General features: G+C 65.5%; 15 protein-coding genes and 3 riboswitches. Of the genes, 8 read left to right on the top strand and 7 right to left on the bottom strand.

Annotated features, from left to right (window positions below):
• Positions 1–41: 41 nt before the first annotated feature.
• The 3 genes from ACG97_RS09970 to ACG97_RS09960 all read right to left on the bottom strand — a co-directional run bounded on the left by ACG97_RS09970 (position 42) and on the right by ACG97_RS09960 (position 3,039).
• On the bottom strand, positions 42–599 hold the full coding sequence (locus ACG97_RS09970) for a TMEM165/GDT1 family protein (protein WP_047967202.1): 558 nt from the start codon (positions 597–599) through the stop codon (positions 42–44).
• A gap of 52 nt (positions 600–651) precedes the next feature.
• A riboswitch (yybP-ykoY riboswitch) is annotated at positions 652–794 on the bottom strand.
• Between the two features lie 67 nt (positions 795–861).
• Positions 862–1,317 (bottom strand): large-conductance mechanosensitive channel protein MscL, encoded by a 456-nt coding sequence (mscL, locus tag ACG97_RS09965; protein WP_047967201.1) that lies wholly within the window; start codon positions 1,315–1,317, stop codon positions 862–864.
• 129 nt (positions 1,318–1,446) lie between these two features.
• Positions 1,447–3,039, bottom strand: a complete 1,593-nt coding sequence (locus tag ACG97_RS09960) for a PAS domain-containing methyl-accepting chemotaxis protein (protein ID WP_047967200.1) — start codon at positions 3,037–3,039, stop codon at positions 1,447–1,449.
• 232 nt (positions 3,040–3,271) lie between these two features.
• On the opposite strand from ACG97_RS09960, the gene ACG97_RS09955 reads away from it, so the two are divergent.
• A complete protein-coding gene (locus ACG97_RS09955) occupies positions 3,272–4,267 on the top strand; it encodes a 2-hydroxyacid dehydrogenase (RefSeq protein WP_047967199.1) in 996 nt (331 codons plus the stop codon).
• Positions 4,268–4,304: 37 nt separating this feature from the next.
• Here the strand turns inward: ACG97_RS09955 and ACG97_RS09950 are convergent, their stop codons facing one another.
• The gene (locus tag ACG97_RS09950) at positions 4,305–4,703 is read right to left on the bottom strand and encodes a GFA family protein (RefSeq protein ID WP_047967198.1); all 399 of its coding nucleotides are present in this window, start codon (positions 4,701–4,703) and stop codon (positions 4,305–4,307) included.
• A gap of 87 nt (positions 4,704–4,790) precedes the next feature.
• Positions 4,791–5,570, bottom strand: coding sequence for a peroxide stress protein YaaA (gene yaaA / locus ACG97_RS09945; protein WP_047967197.1), 780 nt, complete (start codon positions 5,568–5,570; stop codon positions 4,791–4,793).
• Between the two features lie 67 nt (positions 5,571–5,637).
• Between yaaA and dtd the strand changes: the two genes are divergently transcribed.
• The 3 genes from dtd to ACG97_RS09930 are packed head-to-tail and all read left to right on the top strand — an operon-like array spanning position 5,638 to position 7,257.
• The gene (dtd, locus tag ACG97_RS09940) at positions 5,638–6,090 is read left to right on the top strand and encodes a D-aminoacyl-tRNA deacylase (protein WP_047967231.1); all 453 of its coding nucleotides are present in this window, start codon (positions 5,638–5,640) and stop codon (positions 6,088–6,090) included.
• The gene (locus ACG97_RS09935) at positions 6,087–6,641 is read left to right on the top strand and encodes a GNAT family N-acetyltransferase (RefSeq protein ID WP_047967196.1); all 555 of its coding nucleotides are present in this window, start codon (positions 6,087–6,089) and stop codon (positions 6,639–6,641) included. The genes dtd and ACG97_RS09935 overlap by 4 nt, the downstream gene beginning before the upstream one ends.
• Positions 6,642–6,693: 52 nt before the next feature.
• Positions 6,694–7,257, top strand: a complete 564-nt coding sequence (locus tag ACG97_RS09930; RefSeq protein WP_047967195.1) for a cysteine hydrolase family protein — start codon at positions 6,694–6,696, stop codon at positions 7,255–7,257.
• A gap of 128 nt (positions 7,258–7,385) precedes the next feature.
• On the opposite strand, the gene miaA is transcribed toward ACG97_RS09930, so the two are convergent.
• Positions 7,386–8,342, bottom strand: a complete 957-nt coding sequence (miaA, locus tag ACG97_RS09925; protein ID WP_047967194.1) for a tRNA (adenosine(37)-N6)-dimethylallyltransferase MiaA — start codon at positions 8,340–8,342, stop codon at positions 7,386–7,388.
• A 98-nt stretch (positions 8,343–8,440) separates the two neighbouring features.
• Positions 8,441–8,764 carry a ferredoxin FdxA gene (gene fdxA, locus ACG97_RS09920; RefSeq protein WP_047967193.1) on the bottom strand — a complete coding sequence of 108 codons (324 nt, stop codon included), beginning with the start codon at positions 8,762–8,764 and terminating at the stop codon, positions 8,441–8,443.
• A gap of 99 nt (positions 8,765–8,863) precedes the next feature.
• On the opposite strand from fdxA, the gene gluQRS reads away from it, so the two are divergent.
• The 4 genes from gluQRS (at position 8,864) to gcvH (ending at position 13,265) form a co-directional block, all read left to right on the top strand.
• Positions 8,864–9,772, top strand: a complete 909-nt coding sequence (gluQRS, locus tag ACG97_RS09915) for a tRNA glutamyl-Q(34) synthetase GluQRS (protein WP_047967192.1) — start codon at positions 8,864–8,866, stop codon at positions 9,770–9,772.
• Positions 9,773–10,019: 247 nt separating this feature from the next.
• Entirely contained in the window at positions 10,020–11,354 is a 1,335-nt protein-coding gene (locus ACG97_RS09910) for an amino acid permease (RefSeq protein WP_047967230.1), read from the top strand.
• Between the two features lie 121 nt (positions 11,355–11,475).
• Positions 11,476–11,577: riboswitch (glycine riboswitch) on the top strand.
• A gap of 11 nt (positions 11,578–11,588) precedes the next feature.
• Positions 11,589–11,683, top strand: a riboswitch (glycine riboswitch).
• 33 nt (positions 11,684–11,716) lie between these two features.
• Positions 11,717–12,802, top strand: coding sequence for a glycine cleavage system aminomethyltransferase GcvT (gene gcvT / locus ACG97_RS09905; RefSeq protein ID WP_047967191.1), 1,086 nt, complete (start codon positions 11,717–11,719; stop codon positions 12,800–12,802).
• Positions 12,803–12,878: 76 nt separating this feature from the next.
• Entirely contained in the window at positions 12,879–13,265 is a 387-nt protein-coding gene (gene gcvH, locus ACG97_RS09900) for a glycine cleavage system protein GcvH (RefSeq protein WP_047967190.1), read from the top strand.
• Positions 13,266–13,394 lie beyond the last annotated feature (129 nt).

The following is a 13,394-nucleotide window of genomic DNA, read 5'->3' as shown; positions in this document are numbered from 1 at the left end:
CACGAGCAGTGATCCGGCTTTTTTTATGGCGGCGCGGCGGCTTAGAAGCCGACCAGGGTGACCACCCCCAGTACCGCGAAGATACAGGCGGCAATGCGGTGCACGGTGGCCACCGGCAGCTTGCGCGCCGCCACTTCGCCCAGCAGTACCGCCGGCACGTTGGCGATCATCATGCCCAGCGTGGTGCCCATCACCACCGCCGGCAGCGCGTCGAAGCGGGCCGACAGCGCCACGGTGGCGATCTGCGTCTTGTCGCCCATCTCGGCCATGAAGAAGGCGATCACGGTGGCGCCGAACACGCCGACGCGGTCCAGCAGCGGCATGTCGTCATCCAGCTTGTCCGGAATCAGCATCCACAGCGCCATGGCGATGAAGGAGATGCCCAGCACCCAGCGCAGCAGGTTGTCGGTAATGTAGGCCGACGCAATCTGGCCGAGCCAGGCGGCGGCAAAATGGTTGAGCACGGTGGCCACGAAAATGCCGGCGATGATGGGTAGCGGTTTCTTGAAACGGGCGGCGAGCAGCAGCGCGAGCAGCTGGGTCTTGTCGCCGATTTCGGCCAGGGCGACGATGCCGGTAGAGAGCAGGAAGGCTTCCATGAAATGATCCGGGGGGCTGCGCGGACAACATGATTCTCCGCTGCCGCAGCCCCCGCTACGCACCGGAAAATCATGAGTCTTGCCAGGCCTTGCGGCTGTTTGCGCCATGGTGCTGCCGGATTGCCCGGCGAACCAAGTGTGTTGACGCAAGCCTCTGTCAGTAATGCAGAGCGGCTACTCCCTCAGGACGAGGCGGATTGTACGCGATGGTGGCAGGCGCTTCAAGGTTGGCCGCAAGCGTTGCGGCCAACCCCGGGCCGGATCAGCCCAGTTGCGAGGTGCAGTGCGGGCAGCGCGTCGCCTTCAGCGGAATGCTGGACAGGCAGTAGCCGCACTCCTTGGTGGTGACTTCCACCGGTGCCGCCGGCGCCGGGCGTTGCAGCTTGTTCAACGTCTTGATCAGCATGAAGATGGCAAAAGCGATGATGGTGAAGCTGACCAGCGCGTTGATGAACAGGCCGATGTTCAGCGTCACCGCGCCAGCTTCCTTCGCCGCCGCCACCGACGCGTACGGTGCCGCCTTGGCGCCTTCCTTCAGCACGAAGAACAGGTTGGCAAAGTCGACGTTGCCGATCAGCAGGCCGATCGGCGGCATGATTACGTCATCAACCAGCGACTTGACGATGGTACCAAAAGCACCGCCGATGACGACACCAACGGCCAGATCGATGACGTTGCCACGCATGGCAAACTCGCGAAACTCTTTCAGTACGGACATGTTGTTCCCTTCGTTTAATGTCGGATATCAATGACAAGCTAGTATCTGACAGCGGCAAAGGTAATGGCAACGGCTTTTTGTACGCAAAAAACCCGCTACCGCAAGCGGTAGCGGGTGTGCGCGCCGGGTTCAGGCGGGCTGGGTGTCCGCTTCTACCTCGAAGTGGGCGGCCAGCGCCGAGACCCGCGCCGCCTGGTCGGCCAGTTTCTCGATGCCGTGATTGGCGGAACGGATGTGCTGGTGCGACTCGGCAAACTGCTCGGCGATGTGGGCCATGCGCTCGGCGAGGTGGGCGGCGGCGGCAGACTGCTGCGCGTTGGTGCCGGCGATGGCCTGCATCATCTGGTTGACGCTGTGCGAGCTGTCCTGCACCCCCTGCAGCTTGGCGGTGGTGCGCAGCTGCGCCTCGGCGCCGGCACGGGTCTGCTCGGTGATGGTGGCGATGGCGCTGACGGTACTGTTGGCCGCCTCGCGCACATTGTGGATCAGCTGCTTGATCTGGTCGGTGCTGAGGCTGGTGCGTTCCGCCAGCTTGCGTACCTCGTCGGCGACCACGGCGAAGCCGCGGCCGGATTCGCCGGCACGCGCCGCCTCGATCGCCGCATTCAGCGCCAGCAGGTTGGTCTGGTCGGCGATGTCGTGGATGGTCTGCGTCACCTGGGTGATGCTGTCGATGGCGCTGGCCAGGTCGGTGATGATGTGCTGCGCCTGCTCCACCGACTGGCTCGCCGCCAGCGTGCGCTGCTGCGAGGTGTTCATGTCGGCATTGCTCTGCGCCACGCTGCTGCTGGTGTCGATGCTGAGGCGGGCGGTTTCCTCGGCGTGGCCGGCCACCTGTTCGATGGAGGCGGACAGTTCTTCCACCGCGCTGCTGATCTGGCTGACGCTTTCGTTGCCGGCGGCCATGCGGTTGAACAGCTCGGCGATGCGCTGCTGCATGTGCATGGTTTCCTCGGCCTGCGCGCGCGCGGTCATCTGCAGCTCGTCCAGCATTACCTTGAGGTGTACCTGCATGTAGGCGAGCGCGGTTTCCAGCTTGCCCTGTTCGCCGGCGCGGTTGATGGCCAGCTCGTTGGTGAGGCGACCTTCGGAGATGTTCATGCAGCTGTCCAGCAGGTGCTGCTGGTGGTCGCGGCGGTGTTTTTCCGCCAGCAGCCAGCCCAGCGTCGACAATGCACTGGCACCGATGATCACGCCGCCGGCGACACCGCCGGTCAGCACGCCGGCGCCAAGCACCAGCACCGTGCTCAGGGCGACATGGATGCGGCGGAACCAGGCCAGCATGCGGCCGGGCGCCTTGGCCTTGGCTAGCGGTTTGCCCTGCATCAATTGCGGATACAGCAGTTTCGCCTCGCGTACCGCCTCCGGTCGCGCCGGGCTGCGCACCGACATGTAGCCGCGGACGGCACCGCGTTCCTTCACCGGCACCACGAAGGCGTCGACCCAGTAGTAGTGGCCGTTCTTGCAGCGGTTCTTGACCAGGCCGCGCCAGCAGTCGCCGCGCTTCACCGTCTGCCACAGGTCCTCGAACAGCACCGGTGGCATGTCCGGATGGCGCACGATGTTATGGTTCTGGCCGAGCAACTCCTCGCGGCTGAAGCCGGACAGCTGGACGAAGCTGTCGTTGGCGTAGGTGATGCTGCCCTTGAGATCGGTTTGGGTAACAATGAGGCCGCTGGTAAACGGCACTTCAATATCATGGACTGGCAGATTCTTTTTCATGATTCGGACACTGAGACGGCTAGGCAATCGTGGAGGTGGATAACGCTGCAAGCCACGCATGGTATAACCACGTCATGAAGCGTGCCATTTATCCGCTTGATCTGGATCAAGGCTGCGCGACTCTGATTTTCCTGTTTAAAATCATCGGGGTTATTGCAGTGGCTTTTAATGAATGGTGCCGTTTGATACGGCAGATTTGTATCGAATCCGATACAGCATGGAGAGACCGCACATGAAAATCGCCGTTTTCGATAGCAAGCAATACGATCGTCAGGCGCTGACCTTAGCAAATCATGATTACGGTTTTGCGCTGAGCTTTTTCGAGCCGCGTCTCAATGGCGACACCGTGGCGCTGGCCGCCGGCTTCGAGGTGGTGTGTCCGTTCGTGAACGACCGGCTGGACGCGGCGGTGGTGGCAAGCCTGGCCGCCGGCGGTACGCGGCTGGTGGCGCTGCGCTGCGCCGGTTTCAACGGTGTCGATGTGGCGGCCTGTAGCCGGCACGGCATCCGCGTGGTGCGGGTGCCGGCGTATTCGCCGCACGCGGTGGCCGAGCACGCGTTTGCGCTGCTGCTGGCGGTCAACCGCCGCATTCACAAGGCCTACGTGCGGGTGCGCGAGATGGACTTTTCACTGGACGGGCTGGTCGGCTTTGACCTGCACGGCAAGACCTTTGGCGTGATCGGCACCGGCCGCATCGGCGAGGCGGCGATCGGCATCGCCCGCGGCTTCGGCATGCGCGTGCTGGCTCACGACGTGGCGCAGGACCGGCTGCTGGCCAATCAGCTCGGCTTCAGCTATGTCGACCGCGCCACGCTGCTGGCCGAATCCGACGTCGTCAGTCTGCACCTGCCGCTGCTGCCGGCGACGCGGCACCTGATCGACGCCATCACCCTGGCGCAGATGAAGCGCGGCGCGCTGCTGATCAACACCAGCCGCGGCGGGCTGATCGATACCCCGGCGCTGATCGAGGCGCTGAAGGATGGCCGCCTCGGCGGGGTGGGGCTGGATGTCTACGAGATGGAAGAGGGCGTGTTCTTTGAAAACCTGTCCGAGGCCGGGCTGCAGGACGACCAGCTGGCGCGGCTGCTGACCTTCCCCAATGTGCTGATTACCTCGCACCAGGGCTTCCTCACCCGCGAGGCGCTGGACAATATCGCCCGCACCACGCTGGGCAATGTGCAGGCCTTCGCCCGCGGTGCGGTGCTGGACAACGCGGTGCACGGCTGACGCCGGCTGCGCTTGCGGCCAACGTTGGCCGCAACCGTCATTCGCGGCCCGGTTGCCATTCGGCAAACTGTGGCTGGCCGCCGCTTGCCAGCCACGGCCGGTCGTGACTGCACCAGATGTGCTGCTGCGGGCTGACGCCGGGGTCGTCGTCCAGCGTCGCCACGCGCACGATGACGTGCGGCTGGCCGGCGCGCTCCGCCACCAGCTGGCTGCCGCAGCGCGTACAGAAGTGGCGCAGCTTGCCGGGCGACGACTCATAGCTGCCCAGCGCCTGCTGCCCGGCCAGCCAGCGGAAGTGCTGGCGCAGCACGCCGGCGGTGCTGGCGAATGCCGCCGCGTGCGCCTTCTGGCAGGTCAGGCAGTGGCAATGCGTGATCGGCGCGTCGAGCCGGTCGATTTCATAGCGGACGGTGCCGCACAGGCAGCTGCCTTGCATCGGGGACTCCTTTCGCGTTGCCGCGCATGGCCAACGTTGGCCGCAAGCGGGTGGCCGCGTGGTTTCCTGCGTCGTTTCCCACTCAGCTTATTGCGCTGCCGGGTCGCGGCGGAACAGCCAGGTCTGGGCATCGGACAGCTCCGGCACGAAGGCATAGCCCTCGCTGTCGAACGCCTTCAGCTGCTCGGCGTCTGTCACCTGCCGCTGCGTCGCCCAGCGTGCCATCAGCCCGCGCGCGCGCTTGGCGTAGAAGCTGATGATCTTGTACTGGCCGTTCTTCAGGTCCTGGAACACCGGGGTGACGACGCTGGCGTCAAGCAGCTTCGGCTTCACCGACTTGAAGTATTCATCCGACGCGAGGTTGACCAGCACCGGCGCCGCCTCCTTCGCCAGCTCGCGATTCAGCGCCTCGGTGATCAGCGTGCCCCAGAACTCGTACAGGTTCTTGCCGCGCGGATTGGCGAGGCGGGTGCCCATCTCCAGCCGGTACGGCTGCATCAGGTCCAGCGGCCGCAGCAGGCCGTACAGCCCGGACAGGATGCGCAGGTGGCGCTGCAGGTAGTCGTGCTCGGCCGCATTCAGCGACGCCGCATTCAGCCCCTCGTAGACGTCGCCCATGAACGCCAGCACCGCCTGCTTGGCATTGTCCGGCGTGAAATCCGGCTGCCAGTCGTGGTAGCGGCCAACGTTGAGTTGCGCCAGCGCATCGCTGATGTCCATCAGCTGGCCGATATCGGCCGGCGACTTGTCGCGCAGCACGCGGATCAGCGCCATGCTGTGATCGAGGAAATCCGGCTGCGTGTACGGTACCGTCCGCGGCGGGGTGTCGAAATCCAGCGTTTTCGCCGGAGAAATAAGCATTAACATAGCAATCCTTGTCACGCGCAATGGCAGGGATTGTAACGCAGAGCCGAAACGCTTTTCAGGAGGGATGATGCGAGTATTGGTACAAAGAGTGCGCGAGGCGTCGGTCACCGTCGACGGCCAGGTCACCGGCGCGATCGGGGCCGGGCTGTTGCTGCTGGTCGGCATCGAGGCGCCGGACAGCCGCGCCGACAGCGAGTGGCTGGTGAAGAAGATCAGCCAGCTGCGCATTTTCAACGACGACGACGGCGTGATGAACCGTTCGCTGCTCGACTGCGGCGGCGAGGTGTTGGCGGTGAGCCAGTTCACCCTGTTCGCCACCACCAAAAAGGGCAATCGCCCCGGCTACAGTCGTGCAGCGCGGCCGGAGCAGTCGTCGCCGATGTTCGACGAATTCGTGCAGTTGCTGGGCGCGGCGCTGGGCAAGCCGGTGCCGACCGGAGTGTTCGGCGCCGACATGCAGGTGGCGCTGGTCAACGACGGCCCGGTCACCATCTGGCTGGACAGCAAGGCGCCGGAATGAGCGCTTTCCCCGCGCTGCAGAGCGCACGGCTGACGTTGCGCGAATTCCGGCCGCAGGATGCACCGGCACTGTTTGATATCTACCGCGATGCCGTGTCCATGCAATGGTTTGGCTCCGAGCCGCTGCAGACGCTGGCACAGGCCGAGGCGCAGGTGGCGGTCTTTATCGGCTGGCAGCAGCTGCCCAATCCGTGGCTGCGCTGGGCTGTCGAATCGCGGGCCGATCAGCAACTGGCGGGTAGCTGCGGCCTGTTCAAGTGGAATCGTGGCTGGCGCAGTTGCACGCTCGGTTACGAGCTGGCACCGGCTTATCGCGGGCAGGGCATGATGCGCGAGGCGTTGCAGCTGGCGCTGGACTGGGGCTTTGCGAACATGGCGCTTAACCGTATCGAGGCCCAGGTCCACCCGGACAATCTGCCGTCCATCCGCCTGCTGCAGGGCTTGGGCTTTGTGCAGGAAGGGCGTTTGCGCGAGGCCGGATTCTGGCTCGGCCAATATCATGACCTGCTGGCGTTTTCCTTGCTGCGGCAGGATTGGGTGCAGCCGTCCTGAACGAAGCGCGGCCAGGTTTGGCCGCGAAATTTTTAATCACGGAAAACCGATAATGACAACACAGATTCCGGCCTTGCTGATCATCGACATGCAGCAGGCGATGGCGCTGCCGCAGGCCGGCGAGCGCAACAACCCGCTGGCGGAGGCTAATATCGCGCGCCTGCTCGCCGCCTGGCGCGCCGGCGGTCACCCGGTGATCCACGTACGCCACATGTCGCGCACGCCGGGCTCGCTGTTCTGGCCCGGCCAGAGCGCCGCCGCGTTCCAGCCGGCTTTCCAGCCGCTGGACAGCGAGATGGTGTTCGAGAAGAACGTGCCCGATGCCTTCACCCACAGCGCGCTGGAGCGCGGGCTGCACGTGCGCGGGATTCGCCGTCTGCTGCTGGTTGGCGTCAGCACCAACAACTCGGTGGAATCTACCGCGCGCAGCGCCGGCAATCTCGGCTTCGACACGCTGGTGGTCAGCGACGCCACCTTCGCCTTCGCCAAGGCTGACTACCACGGCAGGCCGCGCAGCGCGGACGAGGTGCACGCGATGGCGCTGGCGAATCTGGATGGCGAGTATGCGCGGGTGCTGACGACCGAGCAGGCGCTGGCCTTGCTGGCGGCGGACTAAGAGCCGCTAACAAACCCCCTGATCCTGCGTTGCGCCTCCTTGCCGTACGACTTGTACTGTCTGCGTCGGCGCGCCTTGGCTCAGGTGCTCTGCGAGGTTTTGTTAGCGGTTCTAACTACGGTCGCCGCTCAGTCCTGCCGCTGCGCTGCCAGCCAGTGTTCGATGGCGTGGCAGGCCGGGCTCAGGATGTCGTCGTGGTCGGCGGCCAGGTTCAGGTTGTCTGCCGCCATGCTGCGCAGCCAGGTGATCTGGCGCTTGGCCAGCTGGCGGGTGGCGGCGATGCCGCGCTCGACGAATTCGGCGTGGCCGTACAGGCCGTCCTGGTATTCCCACGCCTGGCGGTAGCCGACGCAGCGCATCGACGGCAGCTCCAGCGACAGCTGCGGCCAACGTTCGCGGATGCGGCTGACCTCGTCGAGGAAACCCTGCTCCAGCATGATGTGGAAGCGTAGCGCGATGCGCTGGTGCAGCCAGCTGCGTTCGTCCGGATTCAGTGCCAGCCGCAGCAGGTTGCCGCGCGCGGCGTCGTCGCGGCCGCGTGCCAGCAGCGCCGACATGGTCTCGCCGCTGAGCAGGCAGATTTCCAGCGCGCGCTGGATGCGTTGCGAGTCATTGGGGGCGAGGCGGGCGGCGGTGACGGCGTCGAGGGTAGCGAGACGCGCGTGCATGGCCGGCCAGCCGAGGCGGGCGGCGTCGGCTTCCAGCTGCTGGCGCAGCGCCGGATCGGCCTGCGGCAGGTCGGACAGGCCGTCGGTCAGCGCCTTGAAATACAGCATGGTGCCGCCGACCAGCAGCGGCAGCTTGCCGCGGGCGTTGATGTCGGCGATCAGGCGGTTGGCGTCGGCGTGAAACTGCGCCGCGGAGTAGGCGTCCGTGGGGTCGATGATGTCGATCAGGTGGTGCGGGCACTGCGCCATCTCCGCCGCCGTCGGTTTGGCGGTGCCGATGTCCATGTCGCGGTAGACCAGCGCGGAATCGACGCTGATGATTTCGACCGGGAAACGCTCGGCCAGCGCCAGCGCGAGGCCGGTCTTGCCGGAGGCGGTGGGGCCCATCAACAGGATGGCGGCAGGATGATCGGACATGGCGGTGTCAGGTTAAGGAAATGGCCGGCCATTGTCGCATGGCGCGGCCGGCTGCGGCCAACGTTGGCCGCAGCGGCGACTCACCGGCGTGCTGCCGTTCAGCGTTCCAGCAGGTGGCGCTTGTCCTTCACCGGCAGCCAGTCGGCGTGGTCGGGCAGCGCGTCGATCTTGGCGGACAGCACCGGCCACAGCGGCGTCAGCTCGGCGTTGATGGCGATGAAGTCCTGCTGGTCGGACGGTAGGTCTTCCTCGGCGAAGATCGCCTCTGCCGGGCACTCTGCCACGCACAGCGTGCAGTCGATGCACTCGTCGGGGTCGATCACCAGGAAGTTGGGGCCGGCGTGGAAGCAGTCCACCGGACAGACATCGACGCAGTCGGTGTATTTACATTTGATGCAGGCTTCGGTTACAACGTGCGTCATCTGGGCGCGCTCCTTTTAATGGATGTGGGTGTCCGGGGTAATGCTTGAGTCGTTTAGTCAACATTTTAGTCGTCTCTCCCTATTTTCGCTGCTCCTGCCATGTCCGTCACTGCTCCCGTTCCCGTTTTGCCCTATCGCGGCCGCTTTGCGCCCAGCCCCACCGGCCTCTTGCACGCCGGCTCGCTGACCACCGCAGTCGGCAGTTATCTGGAGGCCAAGCGCCACGGCGGCGAGTGGTGGCTGCGCATGGAGGACCTCGACCCGCCGCGCGAGATGCCCGGCGCCGCCGACGCCATCCTGCGTACGCTGCAGGCCTTCGGCTTCGAGTGGGACGGCGAGCTGGTGTACCAGCACGACCGCCACGAGCGGTATCGCGCGGCGCTGGCGCAGCTGGTGGCGCAGGGTGACGCCTATGGCTGCGCCTGCACGCGCAAGGAGATCGCCGCCGCCGGCCGTCACGGCGCCGACGGCATGGTCTATCCCGGCACCTGCCGTCACGGCGTGGCGCCGGGGCGCAGCGCGCGCGCGTGGCGGCTGCGGGTGGACGACAGCCTGACCGTGTTTCACGACCGCTTGCAGGGCGAGTACGGCCAGCATCTGCAAAGCGAGATCGGCGATTTCGTGCTGCTGCGCGCCGACGGCTTCTGGGCCTACCAGCTGGCGGTGGTGGTGGACGACATCGCGCAGGGCATGACCGACATCGTGCGCGGGGCCGACCTGCTGGTGTCCACGCCGCGCCAGCTGTGGCTGCGGCAGAAGCTGGGCGGGCCGGCGGTGACGCACTGCCACCTGCCGCTGATGGTCAACGCCGCCGGCGAGAAGCTGTCGAAACAGACGCTGGCGCCGGCGATCGACGCCAGGTCGGCCGCCGCCGGGCTGCGGCAGGCGCTGACGCGGCTGGGGCATGCGCCGCCAGCGGAGGCGGGCGACGTGGCCGAGCTGTGGCAGTGGGCGCGCGGCCACTGGCAGCTGGCGCGGGTGCCGGCGGGACCTATCGTCATTGCATAGTGAACTTGGTATACAATCGCCACCCTTTCGCCAGACGGGCCTCTTTCGAGGCCCGTTTGTCATGACAGAGCAACCGGAACAGGTTGCCAGGGTGCCGCTGCCAGGCGGCGGCACGCAGACAGAGCAAAGCGGCCGCGCCGCCCATTCAGGACCCTCGAATAATCATGCAGGATTTCATCGCTTGCACGGCCGCCGCGCCGTGCCCGTTTTCCCGTTTATCGCAGCGTTCTTCCGCAAGGAGGGCTGCATGAGTCACGCTCCGCAAACCGCCGCCAAAGGCAAACTCGGCATCTGGATGTGCACCGCGCTGGTGGTGGGCAACATGATCGGCTCCGGTGTGTTCCTGCTGCCGGCGTCGCTGGCGCAGTACGGCGGCGCCTCGCTGATCGGCTGGGTGATCACCTCGCTGGGCGCGATCTGCCTCGCGCTGGTGTTCGCGCGGCTGGCGACGCTGCTGCCGCACAAGGCCGGCGGCCCGTATGCCTACATCCACGAAGGCTTCGGCGATTTCGCCGGCTTCCTCATCGCCTGGGGCTACTGGATCGCGCTGTGGGCCGGCAATGCCGCGCTGACCGTGGCCGGCGTCAGCTATCTGGGGGTGTTCTTCCCGCAGCTGAACGACAGCAACCTCGCCGCCGGCGCCACCGCCATCGGCCTGATCTGGCTGGTGACGTGGATCAACAGTCGCGGCGCGCAAAGCTCCGGCCGGGTGGCGATCGTCACCACCCTGATCAAGCTGCTGCCGCTGGCCGGGGTCACCGTCGCCGGCCTGCTGTACCTCAACCCCGATTTTGTCGTGTTCAACCCGCAGCACAAGCCGCTGTCGGAGGCGATCCCGGCGACCATGGCGCTGACGCTGTGGGCCTTCCTCGGGCTGGAGTCGGCGTCGGTGCCGGCCGGTGACGTCGAGCGGCCGGAGCGCACCATCCCGCGCGCCACGGTGCTGGGCACGCTGCTTGCCGCCGCGCTGTACATCGCCAGCACTGTCGCGTTGCAGGGGCTGATGCCGGCGGCGACGTTGGCCGCATCGGCGGCACCGTTTGCCGATGCCGCGCGCAGCCTGTGGGGCGATTGGGCGTACTACGCCGTCGGCCTCGGTGCGGTGATTTCCTGCTTTGGCGCGCTCAACGGCTGGTGCCTGATGCAGGGCCACATCCCGGCCGCCGCCGCGCGCGACAAGCTGTTCCCGGCCTTCTTCAAGCGCGAGAACGCGGCCGGCGTGCCCATCGTCGGCCTGCTGCTGTCCACGCTGCTGGTCACCATCCTGCTGGCGTGCAAGTACGCCGGCGGCGACAGCGGGGTGCAGATCTTCGAGTTCGTGATTTTGCTGGCCACCGCCACCACCTTGCTGCCGTACGCGTTCTGCGCGATGGCGCTGTTGGCGGTGATGCTGCAGCGCCAACGCCAGTTCCATCCCCGCGACTGGCTGGCGCCGCTGGCGTTCTCCGGCGGCGGCTTCGTGTTCGCGCTGTGGACCATTTTTGGCTCCGGTGCCGAGGTGGTGATGTGGGGCGTGCTGTTGCTGCTGGCCGGGCTGCCGGTGTATTTGTGGCAACTGCGTGAAAATATCGTAAAAGCATAAAACGCCGCTAAAAGGTTGGCCGCAAAGCCCTTCCGGCGTTGCGGCCAACCTTCTTTGCGCCAAGTGTCTGATCCTGTTGCAAAACCCGACTTGCCAAGCGCCATGGCTGCGCTGATAATGCGCCCATTCCGCAGGAGAGAGCCGCGCCGGACCAAACCGGACGCCGCCGCCGAAGGCGCAAGTGCACCCGCAATCGCTCAGGCAAAAGGACTGCAAGAATCGGGCCGTAACCGGCCCGCAGAATCTGGAGAGCGGCGCGTACAGCGCCCACCGAAGGGGCTAACGGCGCAATGCCGGAAAATCTCAGGTGCAGGGACAGAGGGGTGTGAGGTAGGGACAAATCTCACTCCTAAGGACTTGCAATGACGGCCCCGAAACGTACCCCTTTATTTGATGCCCACGTCGCTTCCGGCGCGAAGATGGTTGATTTCGCCGGCTGGGAAATGCCGATCCACTACGGCTCGCAGCTGAAAGAGCACGAGATCGTGCGTAGTGACGCCGGCATGTTCGACGTGTCGCACATGACCGTGGTCGATATCAGTGGCAGCGACGCCAAGGTCTGGCTGCAAAAGCTGATCGCCAACGACGTGGCCAAGCTCGGCTTCGAAGGCAAGGCGCTGTACTCCGGCATGCTCAACGACGATGGCGGCGTGGTCGACGACCTGATCGTGTACCTGACCGCCACCGGCTACCGCATGGTGATCAATGCCGGCACCACCGAAAAAGACCTGGCGTGGATGGACAAGCAGTCCGCCGGTTTCGACGTGCAGCTGCAAGTGCGCCGCGACCTGGCCATGCTGGCCGTGCAAGGCCCGACCGCGATTGCCAAGGTGTGCAGCGTGAAGCCAGCCCTGGCCGAGCAGATCCAGGCACTGAAAGTGTTCCAGGGTCTGCCGTCCGGCGACTGGTTCTACGCCCGCACCGGCTACACCGGTGAAGACGGCCTCGAAATCATGATCCCGGCCGATCAGGCCATCACCTTCTTCAACGAACTGAAAGCCGCCGGCGTGGCGCCGATCGGTCTGGGCGCGCGCGACACCCTGCGTCTGGAAGCCGGCATGAACCTGTACGGCCACGACATGGACGAAACCGTGTCGCCGCTGCAGGCCGGCATGGGCTGGACCATCGCCTGGAACCCGGAAGAGCGCGACTTCATCGGCCGCAAGGCACTGGCCGCGCAAAAAGCCGCCGGCGTCCCGATGAAGCAGGTCGGTCTGGTGCTGGAAGGCCGCGGCGTGCTGCGCGAAGGCCAGAAGGTCGTGGTCGACGGTGCCGAAGGCATCATCACCAGCGGCACCTTCTCGCCGACCCTGAAACACTCCATCGCCATCGCCCGCGTCCCGGCTGCCACCGGCGCCACCGCCCAGGTTGACCTGCGCGGCACGCTGACCGACGTGCGTGTGGTGAAAATGCCGTTCGTGCGCAACGGCAAGAAAGTTTTTGAATAAGCTGGTGTATAACGACGGGGCGAGCCGAGGCAGTCCCGATCCACACCATGACAACGCATTTTTCTGGAGAGAAACCATGAGCAACATTCCTGCCGAACTGAAATACGTATCCAGCCACGAATGGCTGCGCCTGGAAGCCGACGGCTCCGTAACCGTAGGCATCACCGAGCACGCACAAGAGCTGCTGGGTGACATCGTATTTGTCGAGCTGCCAGCCGTTGGCGCCAACCTGGCGGCCGACGAGCAAGCCGGTGTGGTGGAATCGGTGAAGGCCGCTTCCGACGTGTACGCGCCGATCGCCGGTGAAATCCTGGAAGTGAACGCCGAACTGGAAGCCAACCCGGAGCTGGCCAACAGCGAGCCGTACGCCGCTGGCTGGTTCTTCAAGATCAAGCCGGCCAACGCCGCTGATCTGGACGGCCTGCTGGACGCAGCGACTTACGCTGCCGAAATCGGCGCCTGATGAACGAGCCCTGCTGTCGTCAGACAGTAGGGCTTTTTGTTTTTTAGCCACGGACCACACGGAAACACACGTCCCACCGGCAGCCTGCCTGCCCCGTGTCCTTCCGTGTGTTTCGTGGCTTATTTAGCA

This window comes from Vogesella sp. EB (genome assembly GCF_001037925.1).
GTDB classification, from domain to species: domain Bacteria; phylum Pseudomonadota; class Gammaproteobacteria; order Burkholderiales; family Chromobacteriaceae; genus Vogesella; species Vogesella indigofera.
The sequence above is the reverse complement of the archived record's forward strand: the minus strand, read 5'-3'. Positions and strand labels throughout refer to the sequence as shown.